General features: G+C 71.7%; 24 protein-coding genes and 3 pseudogenes. 16 read left to right on the forward strand and 11 right to left on the reverse strand.

Features of this window, described 5'->3' with window-relative positions; translation table 11 throughout:
- Positions 1-55: 55 nt before the first annotated feature.
- Positions 56-3,031, reverse strand: a complete 2,976-nt coding sequence (locus AB0P07_RS33745) for a D-alanyl-D-alanine carboxypeptidase (RefSeq protein WP_365557572.1) — start codon at positions 3,029-3,031, stop codon at positions 56-58.
- A gap of 204 nt (positions 3,032-3,235) precedes the next feature.
- Here AB0P07_RS33745 and AB0P07_RS33750 point away from each other — a divergent pair, with 204 nt between their 5' ends.
- From AB0P07_RS33750 to AB0P07_RS33760, 3 genes are all read left to right on the forward strand, one after another.
- Entirely contained in the window at positions 3,236-3,994 is a 759-nt protein-coding gene (locus AB0P07_RS33750) for a GPP34 family phosphoprotein (RefSeq protein ID WP_365557500.1), read from the forward strand.
- Between the two features lie 307 nt (positions 3,995-4,301).
- Entirely contained in the window at positions 4,302-5,159 is an 858-nt protein-coding gene (locus AB0P07_RS33755) for a helix-turn-helix transcriptional regulator (RefSeq protein WP_365557502.1), read from the forward strand.
- A gap of 176 nt (positions 5,160-5,335) precedes the next feature.
- Entirely contained in the window at positions 5,336-5,527 is a 192-nt protein-coding gene (locus AB0P07_RS33760) for a DUF397 domain-containing protein (RefSeq protein WP_030399277.1), read from the forward strand.
- Positions 5,528-5,620: 93 nt separating this feature from the next.
- Here the strand turns inward: AB0P07_RS33760 and AB0P07_RS33765 are convergent, their stop codons facing one another.
- The 3 genes from AB0P07_RS33765 to AB0P07_RS33775 form a co-directional block, all read right to left on the reverse strand.
- Positions 5,621-6,478 (reverse strand): MerR family transcriptional regulator, encoded by an 858-nt coding sequence (locus AB0P07_RS33765; RefSeq protein ID WP_365557504.1) that lies wholly within the window; start codon positions 6,476-6,478, stop codon positions 5,621-5,623.
- Between the two features lie 105 nt (positions 6,479-6,583).
- Positions 6,584-7,105, reverse strand: coding sequence for a glutathione peroxidase (locus AB0P07_RS33770; RefSeq protein ID WP_125630805.1), 522 nt, complete (start codon positions 7,103-7,105; stop codon positions 6,584-6,586).
- 10 nt (positions 7,106-7,115) lie between these two features.
- The gene (locus AB0P07_RS33775) at positions 7,116-8,105 is read right to left on the reverse strand and encodes a winged helix-turn-helix domain-containing protein (protein WP_365557507.1); all 990 of its coding nucleotides are present in this window, start codon (positions 8,103-8,105) and stop codon (positions 7,116-7,118) included.
- 87 nt (positions 8,106-8,192) lie between these two features.
- Between AB0P07_RS33775 and AB0P07_RS33780 the strand changes: the two genes are divergently transcribed.
- Both AB0P07_RS33780 and AB0P07_RS33785 read left to right on the forward strand, forming a co-directional pair.
- A complete protein-coding gene (locus AB0P07_RS33780) occupies positions 8,193-9,410 on the forward strand; it encodes an MFS transporter (protein WP_365557509.1) in 1,218 nt (405 codons plus the stop codon).
- 156 nt (positions 9,411-9,566) lie between these two features.
- Positions 9,567-10,649 (forward strand): PP2C family protein-serine/threonine phosphatase, encoded by a 1,083-nt coding sequence (locus AB0P07_RS33785; RefSeq protein WP_365557511.1) that lies wholly within the window; start codon positions 9,567-9,569, stop codon positions 10,647-10,649.
- Positions 10,650-10,655: 6 nt separating this feature from the next.
- Here the strand turns inward: AB0P07_RS33785 and AB0P07_RS33790 are convergent.
- Positions 10,656-10,742, reverse strand: a pseudogene (locus tag AB0P07_RS33790) (DUF5701 family protein); the annotation flags it as partial.
- A gap of 91 nt (positions 10,743-10,833) precedes the next feature.
- Between AB0P07_RS33790 and AB0P07_RS33795 the strand changes: the two are divergent.
- A pseudogene (locus tag AB0P07_RS33795) lies at positions 10,834-11,390 on the forward strand (MFS transporter); the annotation flags it as partial.
- Here the strand turns inward: AB0P07_RS33795 and AB0P07_RS33800 are convergent.
- From AB0P07_RS33800 to AB0P07_RS33810, 3 genes are all read right to left on the reverse strand, one after another.
- Entirely contained in the window at positions 11,362-12,513 is a 1,152-nt protein-coding gene (locus AB0P07_RS33800) for a DUF6596 domain-containing protein (RefSeq protein ID WP_365557575.1), read from the reverse strand. The pseudogene AB0P07_RS33795 and the gene AB0P07_RS33800 overlap by 29 nt on opposite strands.
- Before the next feature lie 23 nt (positions 12,514-12,536).
- On the reverse strand, positions 12,537-12,947 hold the full coding sequence (locus AB0P07_RS33805) for a YciI family protein (RefSeq protein WP_134654796.1): 411 nt from the start codon (positions 12,945-12,947) through the stop codon (positions 12,537-12,539).
- 94 nt (positions 12,948-13,041) lie between these two features.
- A complete protein-coding gene (locus AB0P07_RS33810) occupies positions 13,042-13,638 on the reverse strand; it encodes a TetR/AcrR family transcriptional regulator (RefSeq protein ID WP_365557515.1) in 597 nt (198 codons plus the stop codon).
- A gap of 116 nt (positions 13,639-13,754) precedes the next feature.
- Here AB0P07_RS33810 and AB0P07_RS33815 point away from each other — a divergent pair, with 116 nt between their 5' ends.
- From AB0P07_RS33815 to AB0P07_RS33825, 3 genes are all read left to right on the forward strand, one after another.
- A complete protein-coding gene (locus tag AB0P07_RS33815; protein WP_365557518.1) occupies positions 13,755-14,318 on the forward strand; it encodes a hypothetical protein in 564 nt (187 codons plus the stop codon).
- 180 nt (positions 14,319-14,498) lie between these two features.
- Complete coding sequence (locus AB0P07_RS33820; protein WP_365557578.1) at positions 14,499-15,350, forward strand: MBL fold metallo-hydrolase; 852 nt, start codon at positions 14,499-14,501, stop codon at positions 15,348-15,350.
- 133 nt (positions 15,351-15,483) lie between these two features.
- Positions 15,484-16,017, forward strand: a complete 534-nt coding sequence (locus AB0P07_RS33825; protein WP_365557521.1) for a CbrC family protein — start codon at positions 15,484-15,486, stop codon at positions 16,015-16,017.
- Between the two features lie 343 nt (positions 16,018-16,360).
- Here AB0P07_RS33825 and AB0P07_RS33830 read toward each other — a convergent pair whose 3' ends face one another.
- The gene (locus AB0P07_RS33830; protein WP_365557523.1) at positions 16,361-16,927 is read right to left on the reverse strand and encodes a Uma2 family endonuclease; all 567 of its coding nucleotides are present in this window, start codon (positions 16,925-16,927) and stop codon (positions 16,361-16,363) included.
- Positions 16,928-17,057: 130 nt separating this feature from the next.
- On the opposite strand from AB0P07_RS33830, the gene AB0P07_RS33835 reads away from it, so the two are divergent.
- The 7 genes and pseudogenes from AB0P07_RS33835 to AB0P07_RS33865 all read left to right on the forward strand — a co-directional run bounded on the left by AB0P07_RS33835 (position 17,058) and on the right by AB0P07_RS33865 (position 23,538).
- A complete protein-coding gene (locus tag AB0P07_RS33835) occupies positions 17,058-17,525 on the forward strand; it encodes an OmpA family protein (RefSeq protein ID WP_365557525.1) in 468 nt (155 codons plus the stop codon).
- A 121-nt stretch (positions 17,526-17,646) separates the two neighbouring features.
- Positions 17,647-18,831, forward strand: coding sequence for a hypothetical protein (locus AB0P07_RS33840; protein WP_365557528.1), 1,185 nt, complete (start codon positions 17,647-17,649; stop codon positions 18,829-18,831).
- A gap of 525 nt (positions 18,832-19,356) precedes the next feature.
- Positions 19,357-19,584: pseudogene (locus tag AB0P07_RS33845) on the forward strand (hypothetical protein); the annotation flags it as partial.
- A 367-nt stretch (positions 19,585-19,951) separates the two neighbouring features.
- A complete protein-coding gene (locus AB0P07_RS33850; RefSeq protein ID WP_365557530.1) occupies positions 19,952-20,785 on the forward strand; it encodes an aldo/keto reductase in 834 nt (277 codons plus the stop codon).
- 217 nt (positions 20,786-21,002) lie between these two features.
- Complete coding sequence (locus AB0P07_RS33855) at positions 21,003-21,311, forward strand: antibiotic biosynthesis monooxygenase (protein WP_365557533.1); 309 nt, start codon at positions 21,003-21,005, stop codon at positions 21,309-21,311.
- A gap of 397 nt (positions 21,312-21,708) precedes the next feature.
- Positions 21,709-22,266 carry a type 1 glutamine amidotransferase domain-containing protein gene (locus AB0P07_RS33860; protein ID WP_365557536.1) on the forward strand — a complete coding sequence of 186 codons (558 nt, stop codon included), beginning with the start codon at positions 21,709-21,711 and terminating at the stop codon, positions 22,264-22,266.
- A 78-nt stretch (positions 22,267-22,344) separates the two neighbouring features.
- Complete coding sequence (locus AB0P07_RS33865) at positions 22,345-23,538, forward strand: alcohol dehydrogenase catalytic domain-containing protein (RefSeq protein WP_365557537.1); 1,194 nt, start codon at positions 22,345-22,347, stop codon at positions 23,536-23,538.
- A gap of 148 nt (positions 23,539-23,686) precedes the next feature.
- Here AB0P07_RS33865 and AB0P07_RS33870 read toward each other — a convergent pair whose 3' ends face one another.
- Both AB0P07_RS33870 and AB0P07_RS33875 read right to left on the reverse strand, forming a co-directional pair.
- Positions 23,687-25,429, reverse strand: coding sequence for an FAD-dependent oxidoreductase (locus AB0P07_RS33870; RefSeq protein WP_365557540.1), 1,743 nt, complete (start codon positions 25,427-25,429; stop codon positions 23,687-23,689).
- Complete coding sequence (locus tag AB0P07_RS33875) at positions 25,429-25,692, reverse strand: UBP-type zinc finger domain-containing protein (RefSeq protein WP_365557542.1); 264 nt, start codon at positions 25,690-25,692, stop codon at positions 25,429-25,431. Before AB0P07_RS33875 ends, AB0P07_RS33870 begins: the two co-directional genes overlap by 1 nt.
- Between the last annotated feature and the right edge of the window lie 13 nt (positions 25,693-25,705).

Consider the following 25,705-nt stretch of genomic DNA (forward strand, 5'->3'; position numbering starts at 1 on the left):
CGGCCGGGTGGCCGCGGGGGCGCGGGGCGACGCATCGGCCCGGGTGGGCCGGAGGTCAGCCCAGGCGGGTCAGCTTGTCCGAGAAGCCGGGCTCGACGAGGTCCTCGCCCAGAGCCACCGGCACCTTCACCGCGCCGCTGGTGCCGCCGTCGCCGACCGTGAGGCTGCCGACCTTGGTGCCGGCCTTCGCCGTGTGCGGCACCTCGTCCGCGTCGAAGGTCAGCTTCACCGTCAGTCCGCCCCAGCCGACGGCCTTGACGTCCTTCGTGGCGACGACCGGCGTACGGCCGCCGAGGCCGTCGTCGACATACCCGACGACGCTCCCCTTCTTCAGGACGGTCGACGACCGCAGGGTGTCCTGCGCGGCCCGGATCAGCTCGTCGCTCGCGTCCAGCGCGGCGTCGAGGATGCCCCCGCCGACGTCCGGCTGGCGCACCACGGCCCCGACGATGGTGCGGGTCTCCCCGCCGACCTCCTTCTTCGCCGCGAAGACGAGGTTGCCGAGGGCGGAGGTGGTGGTGCCGGTCTTGATGCCGACGACGCCGTTGTGGCCGACCAGATGGTTCCAGTTGCCGTGGTTGACGCCCTTGTAGTCGTTGTACGACATCATCGCGGCGACCTCGCGGAAGGCGGGCGACTTCATCGCCTCCTTGGCCAGCTTCACCTGGTCCACGGCCGTGCTCACCGTCGTGTTGTTCAGCCCGGACGGGTCGGTGTACGTCGTGTTGGTCATGCCGAGGTCCTTGGCGGCGGCGTTCATCTTCGCCACGAACGCCTTCTCCGAGCCCGCGTCCCAGCGGGCCAGCAGCCGCGCCACGTTGTTCGCGGACGCGATCAGGACGGCCTTGAGGGCCTCGCGCTGGGAGATCGAGTCACCGGCGTAGACGTTGACGGTGGACTCGTCGCCCGCGTCCGACTGGTCCTCCGCCGCCTGGTCGATCTTGATCTTCGGACCCTCGGCGCCGCTCTTGAGCGGGTGGTCGCGCAGGATGACGTACGCGGTCATGACCTTGGCCACGCTCGCGATCGGCACCGGCTTCTGGTCGCCGGACGAGCCGAACGAGCCGATGCCCTGCACGTCGAGCGCGGCCTGACCGCTCTCGGGCCACGGGATCTGCGGCTTGCCGCCCTCGAACGTGAAGCTGTCCTGCGCCGTGAGGTCGAGGGTCGGCGCGGGCAGCGGGCGCATGGACTGCACGACGCCGAGGATGATCACCAGCAGGAGGACCAGCGGCGTCCAGATCTTGACCCGGCGCATCGTCGTGCGCAGCGGGGTCTCCGGGGGCGGCGGGGTGTTCGTCAGCTCGGCCAGCAGGTCCAGCGGCGGCTTCGGCGGCAGCGGCTGCTGCGTGGTCCGGTCGGGCCCGACGTGCGGCCGGGCGGCGGTGACCCCGGTACGGGGCGCCTGCGGAGCCTTGGGCGCCTCGGAGGTCTGCGCGGACTGCGCGGCCTGCGGAGGCTGCGGGGGCTGGCGGTTCGCCGGGTCGTCAGGGTTGCGCAGCGCCACGAACTTGCTGGTCCGCTCGGCGTCGCTCTCGGACCGCGCGGGGGCGTCGCCCTTCTGCCCGGCCTTCTCGGCGGCGGAGGCGGCGTTCCCCAGCTTCAGCATGGTCGTCGGCTGGTCCACGGCGGGCTTGCGCGGCGTCTTGAACACGGCGGTGGGCTGATCGACGGACGGGGCGCCGTCGCCCTTGCCGGCATCCCCGCCCCGCCCCGAGACCGTCTGCGCCCCGGAAACCGTCCCCGGCCGCGAATCCGCCCCCGAGGCCTCACCCGAGGCCGGGCCCGAGTCCGAGCCCCCGTCCGGCTCCGGCCCCGCGCCGACAGCCGGCACCGCGTCCGAGCCGACAGCCCGGTCCGCGTCCGTCTCCGATCCGGTAACCGGGTCCGTGTCCGTGCCTGCGTCCGGCGCAGTGTCCGAGCCGGACACCGAGGCCGGGCTCGAGCCGGAGCGGGAACCGGAGCCCGCGGCCGAGCCGGGCCCGGAGGCCGAGCCCCTGCCCATGTCCGTGGTCGTGTCCGGGCCGGAGGCTGGGGTCGTGCCGGCGGTTCGGTCCGGGGTGGAGCTCGAGTCCGTGCCGGAAGCCGTGTCCGAACCGGAGCGGGCATGGGAGCCCGTGTCCGAGCCGGGCCCGGAGGCCGAGCCCCTGCCCGTGTCCGTGTCCGTGGTCGTGTCCGGGCCGGAGGCTGGGGTCGTGCCGGCGGTTCGGTCCGGGGTGGAGCTCGAGTCCGTGCCGTAAGCCGTGTCCGAGCCGGAGCGGGCATGGGAGCCGACGGCCGAGCCCGGCCCGGAGGCCGAGCCCGTGTCCGAGCCCTTTCCGGAGGCTGCGGGCGCGTCGGAGCCCGAGTCGGAGCCGGAGGTCGTGTCCGTGGCGGAGTCCTTGACCGGGGTCGCGTCGGCCTCGGAGTCGGCGGTGTGGCCGGAGGCCTCCCGAGGCTGCGCGGTCTCCCGCCGCGGGCCGTCCTCGTCGTCCTTGCCGTCCTCGGCGCCCTCGGCCGGGGAGGCAGTCCCGGCCTCGGTCGCGTCGCCGTCGCCGCCGCCCTGCGGAGTCTGCTCCGCGTCTTCCGCCTCCCGCCCGTCCGCCGGCCGGGCGTTGGCCGCGGCGCGCTCGTCCGCGGTGGCCACCCAGGCCGCGACGACGTCCCGGAGGCGACCGTCGTTCCCGGGGGCAGGCTCCTCCTCGCGGTCGTCCTGGGAGGCGTCGGACGGCTCCGGCGCGGCGGTCGGGTCCGACGCGTCCGAGGGCGCCCCGGTGCCGGCCGACGCCTCGGGCGCCCCGGTGGCGTCGGTGTCCTCGCCGGAGGCGTCCGCGTCCGACTCGGTGTCGCGGACCGACAGCACCCGCGTCGCCGTGTCGACGCCGCCACCGGAGTCCGCGGAGCGCTTCGCTTCCTCCCGCGTCACCGTTAGCCGCGGATCACGCGCCTGGCTCGACCCGGTCCTGGCTTCGGGAACCGGACCCGCGCTCCCCGACGTCGGTTCTTCCGACGACTCGCGCTGCTTCGACCTGTCGGGGGACTCGCCCGCCACCGATGCCTCCTCCATGCGTCGCACGTCCTGTGCGCGCTACCGAACCCGTACCGAAACCATCTACCAGTGTCCTGTGTACGGGTGGAACCCACGCGGAAGACGAGAACGACATACCTACTGGTTCCACTACGAAGCGGTCACGCACCCTCGACAGACCAATGTGAGAGGGGTCACCCTGTCTGTCATCCACGCGGGGAGGCATGGATGGGCAGGAGCCGCAGAACACTTCCGGAGGAGCTTCTGCTGCTGGCGTTGGACCCGACCACGGGTACCACCGCACAGCCGCAGTCGCTCGACCTCGGTCTGGCCGGAGCACAGCTGGTGGAGCTGGCGCTGGCCGGACGGATAGCCCCAGACGGGGATCGTATCGCCGTGGTGGCCCCACGGCCGACAGGAGATCCAACACTGGACTGCGCGTTGGAGTTGCTGCGAAGGCGCGGCGCTCCGGTACGGGCGGTCAACTGGATTGGCGGACCCCGCCTGGGGCTTCGCCAGACCTATCTCTCGCATCTGGAGCGCTGCGGCATGGTGCATGCCGTGGAGGGCCAGATGTGCGGGGTGCTGCCGACGACTCGCTACCAGGCGACGGACACGGCGATCAGCAGGGAGATCAAGGCCCGGCTCGACTCGGCGATCCGCACCGGCGTACCGCCGGACCCGCGGACCGCGGCACTTGCCGCGCTGGCCCACGCGGTCGGACTCGGCAAGCACCTCTACCCGGGCAACGAAGGACGCTCGTCGCGGTCCCGGCTGCGGGACCTCATCAGGCACGACCCCATGGGCGGCCTGGTGGCGCACGCGGTGATGGACGTCCAGAACGGCGCTGCGGCACAGCCACGCCGCAGTCCGGCCCCGGCCGGCCGCCAGGCCCCGGGACCGGGGGCGAGGACCGCCCCGGAACCCGCCCGCGGTGTTCCGGCGCAACCGCGTCACGGATCCATGGCGCGAGCGGCAGTCCACTAGACCCTGCCGTCCGCGAGTACACCGCACCACAGCCGCACACGACGCCGCACCGCCAGCCCCCAAGCCCGGTCACGGGAGCCGCAGGTCCGCGCGGGGCGGCGGAACCGACCGTACGTCCGGCCCGCCCGGACAGAGGAAAGGTTCCGCCGCCCCGCGCGGCCGCACCCGGGGGTGGTGTGCCGAACTGGCGTGTACGCGGCGCATATCGACCGTTTCCCAGCGGTAGCAAGCACCTTGGTGGCAGTCTGCTCAACAGCAGATACACAAAGTGGCAAGTACGAGTCACCCAGCCGGAGGTGCACGTCCCGTGGCGTCGAGTGTCAATCCCACCGTAAGGCGGCGTCGGCTGGGCCAGGAGCTGCGCCGGCTCCGTGAGCAGAAGGGCATGACGGCCGAGGAGGTCGCCGAGCGGCTGCTGGTCTCCCAGTCGAAGATCAGCCGCCTGGAGAACGGGCGGCGCAGCATCAGCCAGCGCGACGTCCGCGACCTGTGCGGGGTCTACGAGGTCGAGGACCAGCGGATCGTCGACTCGCTGATGCAGATGGCCAAGGACTCGCGTCAGCAGGGCTGGTGGCACGCCTTCGGGGACATCCCGTACAGCGTCTACATCGGCCTGGAGACCGACGCGGAGTCGCTGCGCACCTACGAACCCCAGATCATCACCGGCCTGTTGCAGACCCGGCCCTACGCCGAGGCGCTGATCCAGGGCGCGTTGCCCGAGACGTCCGTCGCCGACGTCGAAAAGCGGGTGCAGGTCCGCATACGGCGCCAGGAGCGCATCTCCGCCGAGCACAACCCGCTGCGCCTGTGGGTGGTCCTCGACGAGGCCAGCCTGCGCCGGGTGGTGGGCGGCAGGCAGGTGATGCGGGAGCAGCTGGAGCACGTCGCCGAGATGTCGCAGCTGCCGCACATCACCGTGCAGGTGCTGCCCTTCGACGTCGGGGCGCACCCCGGCATCAACGGCCAGTACTCCATCCTGGAGTTCGCCGACACGGCCGACTCCAGCGTCGTGTACATCGAGGGCGTGACCAGCGACCTGTACCTGGAGAAGGCGCCGGACGTGCAGAAGTACACGGTGATGTACGAGCACCTGCGGGCGCAGGCCCTGAACGTGGAGCAGTCGCGGCAGCGCATCGAGGACGTGGCGAAGGAGTACGCGCGCTGAGCGGGGGGCGGCATAGTACACGGCTCCCACGATGCACTGGAAGACTCACCTGGAATATGCCATCCGACCGGGTGAATGGCCGCTCCGACCGGGGAGGCCAGCGAGTAGCGTCGATCACGCCAAAGATCACACGTCATTGGCGTAAACCACACTCGCGACTCGCCATCGGAGCAGACATGGCAATTCTTCAGGGCGCCCAGGAATCGTGGACCAAGTCCTCCTACTCCGGAGGCAACGGCGCGTGCGTCGAGGTCCGGTCCCCGCTCGTGGCGGCGCTCGCCGTCCGCGACTCCAAGGTGACCGACGGCCCGGTCCTCGCCTTCCCCGCCGACGCGTGGAACGCCTTCGTGACGTCGGTCAAGGAGTAGCACCGCCACGCGCCGTACGCCCGGTCCGCCGACGGAGCCCTCTCGACCAGTTCGCCGACCTTGCCGAGAGGGCGCCCGTCAGCTCACGTCACGTCACCTCACCGGGAACGCCACGTCGCACACCGGGTCCTGCGGGCCCGCCGCCTCCCAGTCGGCGAAGTACACCTCGCGGCACGGTCCCGTCACCGTCAGGCCCCGCGCGGCGATCCACTCCTCCACCGCCCCGAAGGCGGCCAGGATCTGCGGATAGGCCACCTGGGCCTTGGTGATCCGGGTGTAGGCCAGCCGTCCGGCCGGCTCCACCCGCACCCGCACCCGCGTCTGCCACGCCCGCCCCCGCTCCTCGCTCCATCCCCGCGCCGCCGCCTCGTCGCCGACCGGCACGCAGGACTCGGCCGGGCCGTCGCTCTCCGCCGACACGTCCGAGTGGTAGGCGACGAACGGTGCCGCCGTCACACCCCCGCAGTCCCGGGCCGCCTCCTCCAAACGCCCCAGCGAGGCACCGATCCACGACGGCAGTTCGTGCGCCAGCAGGTGCCGGGTCTCGCTGATCACCACCTGCTCGGGCACGTCCACCGTCTCGACCACGAACTTTCCCTGCACGTCGGAATCCCTTCCCGTCAGCCGTCCACGGAGGTACTCGACGAGCGTGCGCTGCCCGGCCACCCGGGCCTCCACGTCCGCCCAGTAGGCGTCGAGCAGACCGGCGGACCGGTCGCCGTCCGCGTGGACCACCTCGGCGATCCGCGCGAGCGGCATGTCCAGCCGGCGCAACAGGGCCACGAGCCGGGCGCGTTCGACCTGCCCGGCGCGGTAGTACCGGTAGCCGGTGGCCTCGTCCACGTGGGCGGGCGCCAGCAGGCCCAGCCGGTCGTACAGCCGCAGTGCCTTGGCCGACAGCCGGGCCCGCGCGGCGAGAGCGCCGATCGTCAGCAACGCGTCGTCGCGCACGTCCCCCCCCGGTCGTCCATGCCGTCGTCCACGCCGTCGTCCTCCGTCACCGGGCGGCTCTTCCGCCCGGTGACGCAGACCCTTCGGCTTGACCCAGGGGCAAGGTCAACCGGCCAGGCGCGCCTCGACGGCCGCCACGACCTCGGCCGCCTCCGGCTCGGTCTGCGGGGCGAACCGGGCGGCGACCTTGCCGTCCCGGCCGATCAGGAACTTCTCGAAGTTCCAGCGGATGTCCCCGCTGTGCCCCTCGTCGTCCGGGAAGCCGGTCAGCCGGTCGTACAGCGGGTGCCGGCCCTCCCCGTTGACCTCGACCTTCTCGGTCATCGGGAAGGTGACGCCGTACGTCGCCGAGCAGAACTCGGCGATCTCGTCGGCGCTGCCCGGCTCCTGGCCCATGAACTGGTTGCAGGGCACGCCCAGCACGGTGAACCCCTGCTCCGCGTACCGCTCGTGCAGCCGCTCCAGGCCGGCGTACTGCGGGGTGAGCCCGCACTTGGAGGCCACGTTGACCACCAGCACGACCCGGCCCGCGTACTGGGAGAGGTCGGCGGTCCCGCCCTGGAGGGCGCCGATCTCGACGTCGAGGGGGAGGCTGTCGTCGCTTCGCGTGTTCGGTGAGGTCGTCATGGACCGGATGCTAGTCCGGTACCCCGGCACCCGGCGCGCCCGCTCCCGCCTCGACGAGCACCTCCCCGGCCGGTGTCCGCGAGTACAGCACCGAGCGGCCCGCGCGCCGCCGCTCCACCAGCCCCGCGTCGAGCAGCACCCGCAGGTGCCGGCCGACCGAGCCGAGGGCCTGGCCGGTCACGCCGACCAGCTGGCTGGTGCTCATGGGGGTGCCGAGCAGCGTGAGCACGGTCGCGCGGCCCGGCCCGAGCAGCGCGCCGAGGGCGGCGGGCACGTGCCGGGCGCCGTCGTCCGCGAGGGCGCCCGTGCACGGGTAGACCACGGCGTACCGCTCGGGCTCCTCCCACGCCACCCAGCCGTGCCGCTGCGGGGTGATCGGCGCGAGGATCAGCTCGGCCCCGGACAGCTCGCGCGGCGGGTACGGGTTCAGGTTGATCTGGAGCCGGTTGTCGCCCAGCCAGCGGGTGCCGGGCCGCAGGTCGTCCAGTACGGCCGCCCAGCCACCCCGGCTCACCCGCGCGGTCCGCGCGACGACGTCCGCCTCCAGCACCCGGCGGCGCCGGTCCCAGTCCGGCCGTACCGCCTGCGTCCAGACCTCCGTCAGGAGCGCGGCGCCCCGCTCGGGCAGGTCGTCGCGGTCCAGCACGGCCGGGAGCGGGCCGCCGAGACAGACGGTGAGGTCGGCGCGGGCCTCGTCGGGGCGGGTCGCCCGGATCCGCGCCACCCCCTCCTCGAAACCGAGGCCCTCGACCGGGGTGGGGGTGAGGAAGTCGGCGTTCCACTCCCGGCCCAGGCCGGAGGCGACCAGCAGTGCGGTCACCGGGTCGGCCGCCATCCGGCGCAGATGGGCGGGCCGGTGGGTGTCGAGCCAGGCCCGCTCACCGGGATGCCCGGCGATCCCCGCGTGCAGCAGCTTCAGACAGGCGAGGGTCTCGTCGAGCGGGGACACGACGAAACGGCCGCGCGCGAGGGTGTCGGCGTTGATCTCCCACCAGCCCATCCGCCCGTCCTCTCCGTACCCCTCGTGACCTTTCGCGTCCGCGCGAAACAATAACGGCCGGTCTCCCGCCCACCCCACACTCCCCGCATGCCGGACACACCCCGCACGACCTACGCGGCCCTCTTCCGCACCCCCGGGTTCAGCCCCCTCTTCCTCTCCTCCGCCGCCAACATCGCCGCCCAGACGGTGAGCGGGCTCGCGCTCGGCACCCTGGTGTTCCGGGCGACGGAGTCACCGCTGCTCTCCGCGGTCAGCATGTTCGGCCCGGCGCTCGCCCAGGTGCTGGGCGCCACCTTCTTCCTCTCCGGCGCCGACCGGCTGCCGCCCCGCGCGACGCTGGCGGGCCTCTCGCTCTCCTTCGCCGCCGCCACCGCGGCCCTCGCGCTGCCCGGCCTGCCGGTGTGGGCGATGCTCCTCATCGTGTTCGTCGAGGGGCTGATCGCCTCGCTCGGCGGCGGCGTCCGCTGGGGCCTGCTGACCGAGATCCTCGCCAAGGACGGCTATCTGACCGGGCGTTCGCTCTTCAACATGATGAGCGGCCTCATGCAGATCGCCGGATACGCGACCGGCGGCGTCCTGGTGGCCCTGCTGTCGCCGCGCCTGTGCCTGCTGCTCGCGGCCGGTCTGTACGGCACGTCGGCCGCCCTCGCCCTGCGCCTGACCCGCCGTCCGCCCCGGGTCTCCGGCCGCCCCTCCGTCCGGGCCACGTGGCGGGCCAACTCCCTGCTCTGGTCGGCCCGTCCGCGCCGCCACGTGTACCTGGCCCTGTGGGTTCCCAACGGCCTCGTCGTGGGCTGCGAGTCGCTGTTCGTCTCCTACGACCCGCGCGCCGCGGGCACCCTGTTCGCCTGCGGGGCGCTGGGCATGCTCGCCGGGGACCTGACCGTAGGCCGGCTGCTGCCCGCCCGGCTGCGCCCGCGGCTCGGCGTCCCCCTCCTGGCGCTGCTGGCCGCCCCGTACCTCGTGCTCTTCCTGCGCCCGCCGCTGCCCCTGACGGCCGTCCTGGTCGCGGTGGCCTCCGTGGGCTTCGGCGCCACCCTGGTGCAGCAGGAGCGCCTGATCGCCGCGACCCCCGACGAACTCTCCGGGCACGCCCTCGGACTGCACTCCGCCGGGATGCTCACCATGCAGGGCGTCGCCGCGACCCTGGCGGGCACGGTGGCCCAGTTGACCTCACCGGCGACGGCCATGACCGTGATGGCGCTCGCCTCCCTCACGGTGACGCTCGCGCTGACGGTGGCGAGCCGGCGGAACGCGCCCGACGGCGGGCTGCTGCCGGCGCGGGCGGCGGCGCGGTCCGTGTGACGTGCCGCTCCGGCGAGGAGGACTCGGCCTCGATTGGGTTAAGGACCGTCCGGGAACTCCTGCGTGCCCGGACCTTTGCCTAGGCTGGGAAGCTTGGGGAGGGCGCCTGAGGACAGGGAGAGGGCGGCTCTTGAGCGCTGCGACACCGGAGTAGTCATGACCGTTGAGAAGACGCCGTCCGGTTCCGCGGTGGTGCTGTCCTGGATGCCCGTCGCGGCCATGGCCGTGGTCGCGGTCGTGGACGTCACGGCCGGACCGGGCGTCGGGCTGCTGCCGCTGGTGTCGCTGGGACCGGCCTTCGCCGGACTGGTCGGCGGCTGGCGGCGCACCGCGGTGATCGGACTGGCCGCGCTGCTGCTCTGCGTCGGCCTCGGCATGTACAACGATCTCTTCGACCGGCCCCGCGGCTACACCGCGATGGTGTCGGTGGCCGGTGTGACCGGCGTCGGCATCGCGGCGGCCGTGATGCGCTCGCGCCGCGAGGCCGAGCTGGCCAGCGTGCGCTCGATCGCGGAGGTGGCCCAGCGGGTCCTGCTGCGCCCGGTCCCGCTGACCGCGGGCCCGCTGCACGCCGCCGTCTCGTACACCTCGGCGGTCGCCGAGGCCCGGATCGGCGGCGACCTGTACGAGGTGGTGGCCTCGCCGCACGGCGTCCGGGTCATCGTCGGCGACGTGCAGGGCAAGGGCCTGGCGGCCGTGGAGACCGCGGCCCGGGTCCTGGGCGCCTTCCGGGAGGCGGCGTACGACGAGAAGGACCTGGTCAAACTGGGGGAGCGGCTGGAGCGCAGCGTCGCCCGCGAGCTGGAGGACGAGAAGTTCGTCACCGCGATCCTCGCCGAGATCGGCGACGACCACCGCGTCGTCCTGCTCAACTACGGCCATCCCGCGCCGCTGCTCGTCCACGGCGACGGCACCGCCGACTTCCCGGAGCCGCCCGAGCACGCCCTCCCACTGGGCCTGGCCGCGCACGGCGGCCCCGGCCCCGAACCCTTCCCGGTGCCCTTCCTCCCCGGCGACCAGCTGCTCCTCTACACCGACGGCGTCACGGAGGCCCGCGACGAGCGGGGCGGCTTCTACCCGCTCGCCGAACGCGCCCACCTCCTCAAGGACCCCGACGCCCACCGCGCCCTGGACGCCCTGCGCGAGGACCTCGTACGGCACGCGGCGGGACCCCACCACGACGACGCGGCGATGCTGCTGCTGCGGTACCAGGGCGGGGTCTCCGTCGCCCCGGCGTGACGGCGCTCAGGCGTGGCGCGCACCGGCGGACGCCATGCCGAGCCAGGTGTGCGGGTTGCCCTCCCGGCACCAGCCGAGCTTCGGGGCCCGCTTACAGCTTCGGGGCCCGCTTACGGTGTACGGCGGTACGTCGGCGGTGACGAGCGACCCGGCGGCGACGATCGCGCCGTCCCCGATGCGCACGCACGACCAGTGGCCCTACGCCGCCCTCGCCGGCGCGGGCATCGGCTCCGTCCTCGCCCCCGCGTCGACGGACGCCGTCAACCGCTCGATCGACTCCTCCTACGGCGAGGTCACCGGCATCACCCGGACCGTCCGCAACTACGCCGCCGGCGTCGGCCTGGCCGTCTTCGGCACCCTGGCGCACTCCATGACCGACCGGGTCGGGGAGACCCTGCGCACCCGCGGCGGCGTACCACCCGACGCCCGGCACTCCATGGCCCGGGACGTCACCGAGGCGATCACCGGTAACGCCGACACCCGCGCCCCGACCGGCGACGGCCCGACCCAGACCGCCATGCGGGACGCGGTGCCCGCCCTCCGCCTCGACTTCGCCGAGGCCAACCAGTGGGTCTTCTACGGCATGGCCGTCGCCGTCGCCACCGCTACTTCTGCGCGCTGCGCCACCCGGGCGGCCGGGCACAGGACCGGAACGCGCGCCCGGACCGGGCGGCCGGTGCGCCCTCACCGGCCCCCGCCCCCACCCGGCCGGTCACCGGCCCGCACGACGCCGGGAGTTGAGGCGCCCGGCCCGGCGGGTCAGATGGTCGCGCTCGGCGAGGTCGGACGCCTTGCGGGCCGCCTCGGCGTACAAGCGCGCCGCCCGGTCCAGGTCGCCGTCTCGCTCGTGCAGGTAGGCCGCCACCGCCGTGTACCGGGGCAGCGCCTCGTCCAGCCCGGCGAGCTCCGCCAGACCCGCGCGCGGCCCGTCGGCCTCCCCGACGGCCACCGCGCGGTTGAGCCGTACGACGGGGCTGCCGGTCAGGCGGGCCAGCTCGTCGTACCACTCCACGATCTGCACCCAGTCGGTCTCCCCGGCGGTGGGCGCGTCGGCGTGCAGGGCGGCGATCGCGGCCTGCGCCTGGAACTCGCCCAGCCGGTCCCGGGCGAGCGCCGCCTGCAACATCGCCACCCCTTCGGCGATCGACGCGGTGTCCCAGAGGCCGCGGTCCTGCTCGGCGAGCGGCACCAGGCTGCCGTCGGGCGCGGTCCGCGCCGCGCGCCGCGCGTGGTGGAGCAGCATCAGCGCCAGCAGCCCCGCCACCTCGGGGTGGTCGACGGAGGCCGCGAGCTGCCGGGTGAGCCGGACGGCCTCGGCGGCCAGGTCGACGTCGCCGGAGTAGCCCTCGTTGAAGACCAGGTAGAGCACGCGCAGCACGGTGGCGACGTCACCGGGCCGGTCGAACCGTACGCCGGACACGGTGCGCTTGGCCCGGCTGATCCGCTGCGCCATGGTCGCCTCGGGCACCAGGTACGCCCGGGCGATCTGCCGGGTGGTCAGCCCGCCGACGGCGCGCAGGGTGAGCGCGGCCGCCGAGGACGGGGTCAGTGAGGGGTGCGCGCACAGGAAGTACAGCTGGAGCGTGTCGTCCACGTCCGGGGCGGGCCCGGGCGCCGGCTCCTCCTCCACGCGGTCCTCGCGCCGACGGCGGGCGGTGTCGGCGCGAACCGCGTCCAGGAACCGCCGCCAGGCCACGGTGACCAGCCAGCCCTTCGGGTCCCGCGGCGGGTCGTCCGCCCACCTGCGGACCGCCTCGACCAGCGCCTCCTGGACCGCGTCCTCGGCCGCCGCGAAGTCGGCCCCGCGGCGGACGAGGACGGTCAGCACGCTCGGTGTGAGGCTCCGGATCAGGGCCTCGTCCATCGGAGCCTCGTCCATCGGCGGGGTCACTCCGTGACGGTCGGGTGGTGCTCGCCCATGAACGGACGCAGCTCCAGCCACTCGTGGATCGGCCTCCCGCCCGCCCCCGGGGCGGCCGACAGCTCCCCGGCCAGCTCGACGGCGCGCTCGTAGGTGTCGACGTCGATCACCATCCAGCCGGCGATGAGGTCCTTGGTCTCGGCGAACGGGCCGTCGGTGACCGGCGGCTTGCCCTCGCCGTCGTAGCGCACCCAGGTGCCCTCGGGGGCGAGCGCCTGCCCGTCGACGAACTCGCCGGTCTTCTCGAGCCGGGCGGCGAAGTCGTTCATGTACTGCATGTGCGCCGAGATCTCCTCCGGCGTCCACTGGTCCATGGGCACGTTGTTGACCGGTGCCGGGGCGCCTCGGTAGTGCTTGAGCAGCAGGTACTTGGCCATGATGCGACGTCTCCTCGGTTCTGGTGCGGCCCATTGTGGCCGCCCTCACCCCTGGGACGGAGCCGGACGCGGCATCTCGACACGGCGGAGGACGTCAGGCGGAAGATTCTTCCGACGCGTCCCTCAGGACCCCTTCCACGCCGTGCAGGAAGGTGTCGGAGACCAGCTCCGGATCGAAGAGGCACCCTGCCGCCATCGCACCGTCCCGGAGCATGACGAAGTGCCGCCCGGCGGCCTCGCCGTCACCGCCGCCGACCCGCGCCAGCAGCTCCGTGACGGTGTCCAGGAACCACTGCCGGTGCGCCAGTACGGCCCGGTGCACCGGGTGGGCGGGGTCCGGGTACTCGGCCACGGCGTTGAGAAAGGCACAGCCGCGAAAGCCGGGGGACCGGATCCCGTCGACGATGGACCGCGCGACGGCCCTGACCTGCCCGGCGGCCGAGTCGGTACTGCCCCTGGCCGCGGCCACCTGCCCGCGAATCCCCCGGTCGGCCTGGTCGAGGTAGGCCAGGATGAGGTCTTCCTTGCCCGAGAAGTGCCGGTACAGCGTGGCCCGGGTGACCCGCGCCTCCGCGGTGATCCGGTCGATGCCGACGGAGTGGATGCCCTCCGCGTAGAAGATCCTCGTGGCGGTGCCGAGCAGCCGGTCTCGCGCTTCGGAGGGAGTGCGGGCTTCTGTGCTCGGGCTCATGGACCCACCGTATCAAAGTGGCGAGGTAGAACGTTCGGTCTTGACAGCGGAGGCGGGAAGGCTCTTGACTGCACGGCAACGAGACCGAACGTTCTCCCTCACGGAAGGCCATCCCCATGGACACCGCCGTCGCCGCCCCGCCCACCGGCGTCCCCGCCACCCTGCGCAGGCTCTACTTCGTCCGCTTCGCGTTCGCCGCCGCATGGGCCGCCCTGCTCTTCGCCACCGCCGACACGCTGGGCCCGCTCAGCACCACGCTCCTGCTGGTCTACCCGCTGTTCGACGTCGCGGCCGCGATCGTCGACGTACGCTCGGCGAGGGCGAACGACGGCCCCACCGCGCCCCTGTACGCGAACATCGCGATCAGCTCCCTCACGGTCCTCGCACTCGCCCTCGCCGCGACCTCGGGCATCCCGGCCGTCCTGCGCGTCTGGGGCGCGTGGGCCGTCACCGCGGGCATCGTCCAGCTCGTCGCGGGCGCCGTCCGCCGCCGGCTGGGCGGTCAGTGGCCGATGATCGTCAGCGGTGCCGTCTCGACACTCGCCGGCGTCTCGTTCGCCACGCAGGCGGGCGCCGACGATCCGTCGCTGGGGAGCCTCGCGGGGTACGCCTTCCTCGGCGGCGTCTTCTTCCTGGTCTCGGCGGTGCGCCTGGGCCCGGGGACGCGCGATCGGGCCTGACCGGACCCGTCCCGGCGCCCGGGGGTGCGGCCCCGCGGTCTTCGAGCACCCGGGGCGTCCGAGGGAGGCCGCGAGCGACGGAGGGAGCCCACCGTGCCGCACCACTCAGCCAACCCGCCGAACGCGACGCGGTCGCCGAACGCACCGAACCCGGCGAAGCCGCCCGACGGTGCCGCGGACATCCGGTTCATCGGCAACGCCACCCTGCTGATCCGCTACGGGGACCTGACGCTCCCGACGGATCCCAACTTCCTCCACCGCGGCCGGCGGGTGCACCTCGGCTACGGACTGGTCTCGCGCCGGGTCACCGAGCCGGCCGTAGACGTGACGGCACTGCCGCACGAGGACCTGGACGCCGTCGTCCTCTCCCACCTCCACGGCGGCCACTTCGACCGGGTGGCCCGGCGCGGCATCGACCGGGGACTGCCCTTCGTCACCACCCCGCACGGCTCCCGCGTCCTGCAGGGCCTGTACGGCTTCCGCCGGGCCACCGGACTGCGCACCTGGGAGACCCACACCCTGCGCCACGGCGACTCCACGGTCCGCGTCACCTCGCTCCCCGGCCGCCACCCGCCCGGCCCCGCCCGGTTCCTGCTGCCGCCGGTGATGGGCAGCCTGCTGGAGTTCGGCGACCGCACGGGCGAGACCCGCCTCGTCGTCCACCTCTCCGGCGACACCCCGATGTACGAGGGCCTGCGCGAGATCGCCGTATGCCACCCGGACATCCACCTGGCCGTCCTGCACCTCGGCGGCACGACCCTGCCCGGCGGTCTCGTGGTCACCATGGACGCCGAACAGGGCGCCGACCTGCTCGACCTCCTGCGCCCGCGCCGGGCCATCCCCGTCCACTACGACGACTACACGGTCTTCCGCTCCCCGCTCCCCGCTCCCCGCTCCCCGCTCCTCGACTTCCTCGACTTCCTCGACTTCCTCGACTTCCTCACGGAGGCCGACCGCCGGGGCCACAGCGCCCGCCTGCTGCGGTGCGTCCCGGGCGAGCACGTGACGGTGGGCGCGGAGGCCGGGGCCTGACGGGGCCGTCGAGAGGACGGAGCGGGGGCGGATCGGGGGCATGCCAACGGGGCCCGCACGGTCCTCCCGCTGACACGCTGTCTTTCATGGGATCAGTGGGCATGGCCACCGACGCACAGATCAAGAAGCTGCGATGAGCGCCGACCTGCCATGCTTCCGGTATCACCCGAACCCCCTGGCAAGCGGGGCCGTCCGCGCGTCCGCCGAGTCGTGCGCCTGCTGCGGCCGCAGCACGGGCTGGATCTACACGGCAACCTTTTACTCCGCGCAAGAGGTCAGCGGACGCTTCTGCCCCTGGTGCATCGCCGATGGCAGCGCGGCTGAACGCTTCGAAGGTGAATTCACCGACTCCTACGGGCTCGACGGCGTGAGCGACGACGTGCTGCACGAGGTCACCCGCCGCACACCTGGATTCCACGCTTGGCAGGACCCGCACTGGCTCGTCCACTGCCGCGACGCGAGTGCGTTCGTGGGCGAAGTCGGGTACACGGAGTTGGCGGAGCATCCCGAAGCCCTCGACCAGCTGCGTGCCGACCTGCGCCTCGACGGCCACCACGACGAAAGCCGGCTTGAGCGCCTCTTGACCCACCTGGGCGAGGGGATGACCGCCATGCTCTTCCGTTGCACCGTCTGCGACGCCCACCACGCCTACGTCGACGCATCCTGAAGATCGTCTGACGGTGTGAGTCTGCGACATCAGGTGAGGACACCGGAGACGGCGGACGCCCGCACGCATTGATGTCAGACGTGGATGTCAGAAGGGGCCCACCTCCGAGAATGCGTAGGTGGACCCCTTCTGAACCGGTGCCCCCGGCAGGATTTCGAACCTGCGACTCCCGCTTCAGGAGTGGGATCGAATCCTTGCCGGGGAGTGCCTGGTGCTGCCGCGCGGTGCTGTTTCCTCTGGTCAGAAGCTCGCGGCGAGCCACGTGATCCGGCTCATGCCGCCCTGTACCGGGCCGTCCGCTCACGCATCGCTCACGCGCCGGCGGCTGCTGAGCAGCGCGTGGTCAGACCTGGCCGAGGTCGATCTCCACCGGGAAGGGGGCCGCTACCTTGAGGATGCCGGTGAGCATGTCTCCGTCTCGGTAGGTCTTCGTCGCGGGGTCGAGAACGTAGGTGTACACGAGAGGGACGCCTGTCGCGGCCTGCTCGATCCGCCAGTAGAAGCCGATGCCTGCCTTGGCGTACTGGTCGACCTTCACGATCCGGTCGGTGGTCTCCGAGCCTGGTGACACCACCTCCGCGACCAGCAGCACGTGCTCGGGGCGGGTGGGGGTGATGTCGATCGTGTCTGCGCGGTACACGATGACGTCCGGGCGGCGATTGGTGAGCGGGACGTCCTGAAGCCGGACGTCGAAGTCAGTGTCGGCGTTCCACTCCGGGCCCGCGGCGGCGTCCAGGGCGTTCGCCAGAATCCGGGCCAGCCGGTTGTGCCGCTTGGACGCACTCGGACTCACCACGACCATCCCGTCCACGATCTCGATGCCGGCGCACTGCTCCTCGGACCAGGACTCGTACTCCTCCGCCGTGATCTGCTCATGCATCCACGCCGGGGCCACCATCTCGGCCGCCATGAAGCACCTCCCGGACACTGTGCTGCGGGCCCGATCCCGCTGGATTCAGCGTACTGTCTGCCATCCGTCCGGAACGCTGATCTCGCTCACGCCCCTCCCCGTCGGCCGGCATCCGCGTAGTAGCCGCGAGGTGGCCGCCACCGCCCGGGTCCGCCAGGCGGGAAGGGACACGCGGGCCGGCAAGACGGAACCGGAGGTGACCTTCCCGGCCGTCGCGGAGCAGCGGTCCGGGCGGACCACCACGATCATCCTGCCCGGCTCCGTACTGTTCGCGACCGACAGCGCGGAGCTGTCCCGGTCGGCACAGAGCGCGCTGGACGACGCCGCCCGGGGCATCGACGACCTCGATCCCGTCTCGGTCGCCGTCTCCGGCCATACCGACTCCCGCGGCAGCGAACAGCACGGCAGGCGGCTCTCGCTGGCCCGCGCGCGGGCCGTCCGGTCCGCCCTCGGCGAGCGCGGGACCGCGGTGGCGTCCGCCCGTGGCTACTCCGACGACCGGCCCAGCTGCACTCCCGAGTACCACGACGGCGTACCGGACTACGCGGCCATGGCGTGCAACCGCCGTGTGGAAATCACCGTGACGGTGCGCCGCTGACCGACCCGACTCCGCCCGCAGCCGTTCGAGAAGCACATCGCAGAAAAGGACGTCGTCCATGTCCCAGACCCATCGAGGCATCCCCTGCCACCACGGCTGTGGATGCGATATCCGGCACCTGGTGAAAAGCGCGGAACACGGTCCGGAACGGGACCCGGAACACCTGGACAACGGTGAGATGCGGATGTTGCTGCGCGCGGCCCGCGAGGTCGCCGAGCTCGTCGGCCACAACCGCGAGCAACTCGCCGCTGCCCGGGCCCGTACGATCGACGCCCACGCACGGACCGAGGAGGCGGTGCAGTCGCTGGCTCGTTTCGAGGCCGCAGCCTCTCTCCGGACGAGCCGAGTGGCCCACGCGGCAGTCGAATCCCGCCACGCGGAGGACGGCGCCCACGACCGGCGCCGCCGCGAGATGTGGATACGGGTCCTGCGCTGGCCGGTCATCGCCGCCATGGCCCTGTTCGACGCGTGGTACTTCATGCGGGTCTTCCAGTACCTCACCACCAGTGAGGAGGCGGTCTCACGGGCCGAGCAGACGGTCTCCTTCCTGCCCGGTGTCGTCCTTGCCCTGGCCCTGATGCTGTCCGGCCACGCGATCGCGGCCCCGCTGCACCGGGTACGCGAGTGGCTGCACGCTCTGCGCGACCGCCGCCCGGGACTGTCCTTGCTCGGTTCGCTCGCCCTGCCTGCCCTCTACCTGGCCGCCGTGTTGTCCTCGGTCACCGTGTGGGCGGTACTGAGGGCTCGTGACACGGGAACGGAGGAGGTCGAGGGCGCCCGCTACGCGCCCGGCTGGGTCGCCGTACTGATGCTGGTGCTCGCGATCACCGCCGTGGCGATGAAGGTCGTCGCCCACAACCCCTACGCGGACAGCGCGGCCGAGGCCCGCCGTGGCCTGCTGCGGGCCAGGCTGACGTATGCCTGGCTGGTACGGCGAGTCGGCGATGCCCTGCGCGAGCATGAGCGGGCGTGGAGCGACCTGTGCGCGCTACGCGATGAATTGGCCTCGCAAGTACGCCTGGAGAGCATGCGCGTCTGGGAGGCGGCCATCCTCACCGCCCGCATGGTCCACGGACAGGCCGGCCACCTTCCGCCCGCCCCGGCCGCCTCGCCGGGCGGAGTGGAGACGCAGGCGCCGACAGCCGCGTGGATGGCGCCGCTCTTCTCCGGCGTGGTCGAGCCCCCACCCGAGCTCGGCCCCTTGGTCGAAGCCCACCGAATCGCTCTCACCTGCGCACCCGCCGAGCTGCGCGCCCGTCGCACCGAGCTGATCAGCCGCATCGACTGTCAACTCGGCCCGGTATGACGCCGGCCGGGAACAGCCGCGGGAGCCCGCGTCGACTCCGCGTCAGCCTGTTAGGTGTCCGGCCGAGGTGCTGCGGTTCCTGACCGCATCCGCGTCTTGGAGACGGCCTCTCCGAGAAGGCCTCTCCGAGAACGCCGCACCCGAAGCGGAGTCCGAGCCCGACGATGCGGAGGATCCCGACCGAAGTGTGTGCCGGATGGTGCTGATCTTCAAGCAGAAATACCGGAGCCTGGCGGCCCTTCCGCTCAGGCAAACGGCCCCGGACGACGAGTCCGAGGCCGAACAGGACCTCTCTCCGGGGGAGAAACCCCAGGTCAGAGCGGTACTGCATGGTGCCCCCGGCAGGATTCGAACCTGCGATACCCGCTTTAGGAGGTCCTTATGGGCGGGGTCGTGACCTGCGGGAATACTGGCGGAACAGGCCCTGGTCGGGGAATCACGACGCCCTATTTCTCACGTCTTCGCGGGGCTTCCCGTGCTCATATGTGCTGAACGTGTGCTGTTCGGGACACCGAAAGAGGTCCCGTCGTGTGGGCGTTGTTCATCCTCAACGACAGGGTGTTCGCCTCCTTCACACGAATCCCGCTGGATGCCGCGGAGTACTGGACGCTGTCCTGGTTCGTCGCTTCGATCGCCACGGTGGGCGGCGCCCTTGGATCGGGCTTGGAGACCGACGAGGCGATCCGGGCAGCCGCCTACTCCAAACGCGAGCAAGAGCGTCGCCGCATGCTGCAGGGCGACCACGACCGTTGACAGCAGATGCGTCTACGGGTCATCGACCGGGTCCGCTCGATCCACATCGTCCTTCGGAACGTCTTCCGGGCCCTCCGGCAATAAGGTCTGGTCTTCCGCGACCCCACCCGCGGCCTCGTCTTCTCCGGGGTCAACAAGACCTCGCCTTCCGTTCCCTCGGACCGACTGCCCGGCGTCCTCGGGTGCGGCAGCGGCGGCAGCGCGACGCTGACGACTTTTGCCGAATGAACCACGGGCCCCAGCGGGGAATCCAGGGGCGTGCCGCAGGAGAATCCCATTCCTGTCTGAGAGGGTTCCATTCCGATCTGACATCGGCATGCACTTGGTGGTTGACGGTCTTGGCCGCCTTTACATCCAGGAGGAAGCCATGGCGGGTCCGCGGGCGGTCGTCCTTCCCAGCGGGGTTGAGGTCACGGCGCTCGGTCAAGGCACCTGGGGGATGGGGGAGAATCCCGGGCGCCGCGCGGCCGAGGTGTCGGCCCTGCGCACCGGGCTGGACCTGGGGATGACCCTCGTCGACACCGCGGAGATGTACGGGGACGGCGCGGCGGAGGAAGTGGTGGCCGAGGCGGTGGCCGGCCGGCGGGACGAGGTCTTCTTGGTCAGCAAGGTGCTCCCCTCCCACGCGGACGCCCGTGGAGTCGCCGAGGCGTGCCGGGCGAGCCTGCGCCGGCTGCGCACGGACCGGATCGATCTGTACCTGCTGCACTGGCGTGGAGCCGTTCCGCTGGAGGAGACGGTCGAGGCGTTCGAGTCCCTGGAGCGGGAGGGCGCCATCCGCTGCTGGGGAGTGAGCAACCTGGACGTGGACGATCTCGCGGACCTGCCGCCCGGAGCCTCGCCCCAGACCGACCAGGTGCTGTACAACCTCAGCCGTCGGGGTCCCGAGCACAGCCTGCTGCCCAGGTGCCGTGAGCTGTCGATTCCCGTCATGGCGTACTCGCCGGTCGAGCAGGGCCGACTGGTCGGCCACCCGGCGCTGCGGGACGTGGCAGCCGCCCACGGTGCGACGCCCGCGCAGATCGCCCTGGCCTGGATCCTGCGCCACGAGGACGTCATCGCGATCCCCAAGGCTTCCTCCCGCGCGCACGTCGAGGAGAACAGAACGGCTCTGGACGTGGTCCTGACCGCCGACGACCTCGCGATGCTGGACCGGGCGTTCCCGCCGCCGGAGGGCAAAGGACCGCTGGAGATGCTGTGACACCCCCGTCAGCGTGCCCGACCGGGCTCCGCCCTGAGCCGGGTGGCCGACCTCACCGGCGGCGGCAATGGCCGTCGTAGTCTTCCTGCGCCCGCAGGCTGCGTTTGCGTGTGATGCGACCCCAGGTGACGGTGGATGAATCAAACGGTTCCACGGAGGCGTCTGGGCCTTTACCGCGCGTGTTTTTGACAGTCCGCTGAGGCAGAGGAGACCCAACATGGCAACGCAGGTCAGCAAAGCGCTTCTGGTACGCCTCGAGGCATTGCCCGGCAGGGAGGACGACGTCCGTGACTTCTTGAACCAAGGGCTGACGATCGTCGAGGGGGAGCCGAAGACCGTCAGGTGGTTCGGGATCCAGTTCGGACCCTCATCGTTCGGGATCTTCGATGCCTTTCCCGACGACGACGGGCGCCAGGCGCATCTGTCGGGCGCCGTGGCGGAAGCGCTCGGTGAGAACACGGGCAAGCTCTTCGCTGAGCCCACGATCGAGCAGCTCGACGTCGTCGTGGAGAAGCAGCCCGCGTAGAGCAGGTTCCGCCCGCGGTGCGCGGGCGCCCAACTGGTGGGCACGCACGGCGGCACGTGTATCCGCCGGACTCGAACCCGGCATGCCTCAGCGCATGCCGGGTTTCCTGCGCATAAGCAGTCTTACATGGTGATCTGACCTTTTTGATATGTGATGTGAGGGTGGGACAGTGGGAGTGGTGAGGCCTTTTCCGTGCGGCATTTCGTCCACGGTGATGTGCGCACCAGACCGTGAGGACGGGCCAGGCCGACGTCAAGGCGCACAACCGGCAGGCGTCCCATCAACCTTCGGCCATCGAGAGGACGCCTGGACCAGGTCCTTCTCCACCTCCACGGCAGCCGAGCGGCGGAACGGAACCGAACCGGTCCCCGCCGATCACCGGAAGGAATGACCCACCATGACCAACGAACTGCACGGCAGGAAGGTCGCGATCCTGGCCACGGACGGCGTTGAGCGCGTCGAGCTCGAAGAGCCTCTCGGCGCCCTGCTGGGCGCTGGAGCGCAGGCTGAACTCCTGTCCCTCCACACCGGCGAGATCAACGCGCGCCAGATGGACATCGACCCGGCCGGAACCTTCTCCGTGGACAAGAAGGTCGCCGACGCCCGGGTGGCTGACTACGATGCGCTCCTGCTGCCCGGCGGCACCATGAACCCCGACCAGCTGCGCACCGCCCCCGACGCCGTTGCCTTCGTGCGGGAGTTCGTGGAGACCGGGAAGCCCGTTGCCACCATCTGCCACGGACCCTGGACCCTGGCGGAGGCTGATGTGCTGCACGGTCGCCGCCTCACCTCTTGGCCCAGCATTCGTACGGACCTGCGCAACGCCGGCGCCGAGGTCGTCGACGAGGAGGTCGTGATCGACCGCCAGCTGATCTCCAGCCGCAGCCCGCAGGACCTCCCCGCCTTCTGCAAGGCGATCGTCGAACGCTTCGCCTACGCACCGCAACCCGCCTGACCGGGAGAAGTCGCAAGCCACCGAATCGACATCCGGCAGTCCCACGGCCGACGCCGTGGATCAGCAGAGGAGATCGTCATGGCAAGCAGCAACCGCGCCGTCACCTTCCAGAACCCGAAGGAGATGCGCGTTGAGTCCCTCGACTTCCCGAAGCTCGAGATGCCGAACGGGAAGAAGGCTCCGCACGGAGTCATCCTCAGGATCGTCGCCACCAACATCTGCGGGAGCGACCTGCACATCTACCGCGGGTCCTTCCCGGTCCCCCAGGGCATGGTGATGGGGCACGAGATGACCGGTGAGGTCGTCGAGGTCGGCCCCGACGTCGAGTTCCTCGGTGAAGGCGACCTCGTCTCCGTTCCCTTCAACGTCGCCTGCGGCCGCTGCCGCAACTGCAGGGCGCGCCGGACCGACGTCTGCGAGACCACGAACCCCGAGGTGTCCTGCGGAGCGTACGGCTTCAACCTGGGCGACTGGGCAGGCGGCCAGGCCGAGTACCTGTTCGTCCCGTACGCCGACTTCCAGCTCCTGCGCTTCCCGGACCGGGACCAGGCCATGGCCAAGATCCGTGACCTGGCGCTGCTCTCGGACATCCTGCCCACCGCGTTCCACGGTCTCATGGAGGCCGGTGCCAAGCCGGGCTCGACCGTGTACCTCGCCGGCGCCGGCCCGGTCGGCCGCTGCGGCGCGGCGGCGGCGCGCCTCCTCGGGGCGTCCTGCATCATCGTCGGCGACTACCACAAGGACCGCCTGGAGCTGATGAAGAAGAACGGCTGCGAGACGATCGACCTGAGCCAGGACGCAGCGCTCACCGACCAGATCGAGGCCATCCTGGGCGAACCCATGGTCGACTGCGCCGTCGACTACGTCGGTACCGAGGCACACGGCATCGGCCGCGAGGCCGAGGACATGGACCCGGCCCACGCCCTCAACCAGGTGCTCGACGCCACCCGCGCGGGCGGAGCCACCGGAGTCATCGGCGTCTACGGCCCCGACCCGCTCGCGAAGTCGAAGGCAGAGCAAGAGGGGACGTACCCGATCGACTTCGGCAAGGCCTGGATCAAGTCGCCGCGGATCGCCGCCGGGCAGGCACCGATCATGCACTACAACCGCGAGCTGATGATGGCGATCCTGTGGGACCGCATGCCCTACCTGAGCGCCATGCTCAACACGAAGGTCATCGGCCTCGACGACGCCCCCGACGCCTACGCGACCTTCGACACGGGAGTGGCCGAGAAGTTCATCATCGACCCCCACAGCCTCATTCCCGCCTGAGGCCCGCGATCCAACCCGTATGCGCGGCCCCGTGATTCTGGGACTCGCGTACGGGTTTCCCGTCCTCTTACGTCCAGGATTCCTGGAAGCCGCGGGCCTTCGCCCGCGGCTTCCGCATGCAGTGCAAGCGGTCCCATCCGACCGACGCTCAGCGGCTGCCCCTCACCGGGTGACGTGCCTCCGGGCCTGAGACGCGGGCCAGATGCCCCGTCTGCTCGCGGTGCTCGTGCACGAGATGGATCGACATCGCACCCTCACCGGCCGCCGCGGCCACCCTCTTGACCGAACCGCTTCTGACGTCGCCGGCGGCGAAGACGCCGGGAAGGGTGGTCTCCAATGGCAACGGACCACGGCCGAGAACAGCCCACCGGGCCGGATCGGCCAACGGCTGGGCGTCGGCGCCGGTGAGGACGAAACCCTTCTCGTCCACGGCCAGAGCATCCCTGAGCCATTCCGTGCGCGGCCGGGCTCCGATGAACACGAACAGCGCCGCGGCTTGCAGCTCTCGCCGTCGGCCGCTCTTGTTGTCCTCCACCAACAGCGCTTCCAGCTCTTCCGCCCCGAAGACGCGTCGGACCTCGGTGTGCAGCAGTACCTCGATCTTCGGGTGCCGTTCCACTTGGTCGACGAGGTAGCGCGACATGTCCGCGTTGAGGTCACCGCCCCGGACGAGGAGCTGGACCCTGGACGCGTGGTTCGCGAGGAACAGCGCTGCCTGTCCGGCGGAGTTCCCGCCACCGACCACGGCGACCGGATCAGCCCGGCAGAGGCCGGCCTCGTGGACGGTCGCCGCGTAGTAGACGCTGACGCCCTCCAGGCGGGCGATGCCGGGCACCTCGAGCCTGCGGTACCACACGCCCGAAGCGAGGACCACGGCGCCAGTCCGGGCCCGTGACCCATCGGCGAAGCTGACGACGTACTCGTCGTTGTGCGGAGTGAGCCCGGTGACCTTGGCGGGCACCATGGGGCGGGCGTCGAACTTGCGGGCCTGGAGCACCGCGCGTTCCATGAGTTCGCCCCCGGAGATGCCCGACGGGAAGCCGAGGTAGTTCTCGATGCGGGACGAGGTTCCGGCCTGGCCACCGGTGGCCACGGCGTCGACCACGGCGGTGGTGAGACCGTCGGAGGCGCCGTACACGGCGGCGGCGAGTCCCGCGGGACCCGCCCCGACCACCACCACGTCGTACCGCTCCGTCTCCGGAGAGGGAGCGGGCAGCCCGATGACGCGGGCGAGTTCGGCGTTGCTCGGGTTGCGCAGCACCTGGTCGCCCTTCCAGAGGACCACCGGAGTCTCCTCGGGCCGGATCGCGAACCGCCGCAGCAGCGCCTCCGCTTCCTTGTCCTTCTCCAGATCCACCCAGCGGTGGGGCAGCCGGTTGCGGGCGGCGAACTCACGCAGCCGCAACGTGTCCGGTGAGTAGCACGACCCCAGGATCCGGAAGCCCGCACCGAGGCCGATGAGCAGATGTCTGCGACCCAGATATGCGCGGAGGATCAGGTCACCGAGGACGGGGTCGCGTCCGACCAGGGCGCGTTGCCGGTCCACCGGTACGGCCAGGATCTCGCCCGGCTCACGCACCACGGCGGTGTCGAAGGCCGCCTGCCCCTCCAGCAGTCCGAGTTCGCCCAGGAAGCGGCCGGGACCGTGGACCGCCACCGTGCGTTCCTCGGGGCCGCGGTGGTCGTGGACGATCTCGACGGTGCCGCTGAGGATCGCGAGGAAGTCCCGGAACGGCTCGCCCTCGCGGTACAGCACCTCGTTCTCGGCCGTCCTGCGCCGCTCCCCGTGCGTGGTGAGCACCTGAAGCTGTTCCGGTGAGAGGCGCGGGAACGCCCCGTACTGGTCCGGTGTCTCGCGGGGTCCATCCTGCCCGTGCTCGGCGCTGCTCATCAGACCATCGCCTCGTGGACGTAGCACCAGCGCCAGTTTTCTCCGGGTTCGAAGGACTGCACGACGGGGTGACCGACGCCGGCCGCGTGGCGGCTGGCGTGCTTGAGGGGCGAGGAGTCGCAGCAGCCGACGTGCCCGCAGGTGAGGCAGAGCCGCAGGTGAACCCACGGGGAGTGGACCCTGAGGCACTCCTCGCATCCCTGCGGGGTACGCGGAGTCACGGGACGCACCATCGCCAGGTGCGGGTCGGGGATCGTAACCATGAGGGGGTGCTCC

Origin of the sequence: Streptomyces sp. NPDC085944 (assembly GCF_040686295.1) — a bacterium.
In the GTDB taxonomy this organism is placed as follows: Bacteria; Actinomycetota; Actinomycetes; order Streptomycetales; family Streptomycetaceae; genus Streptomyces; species Streptomyces salinarius.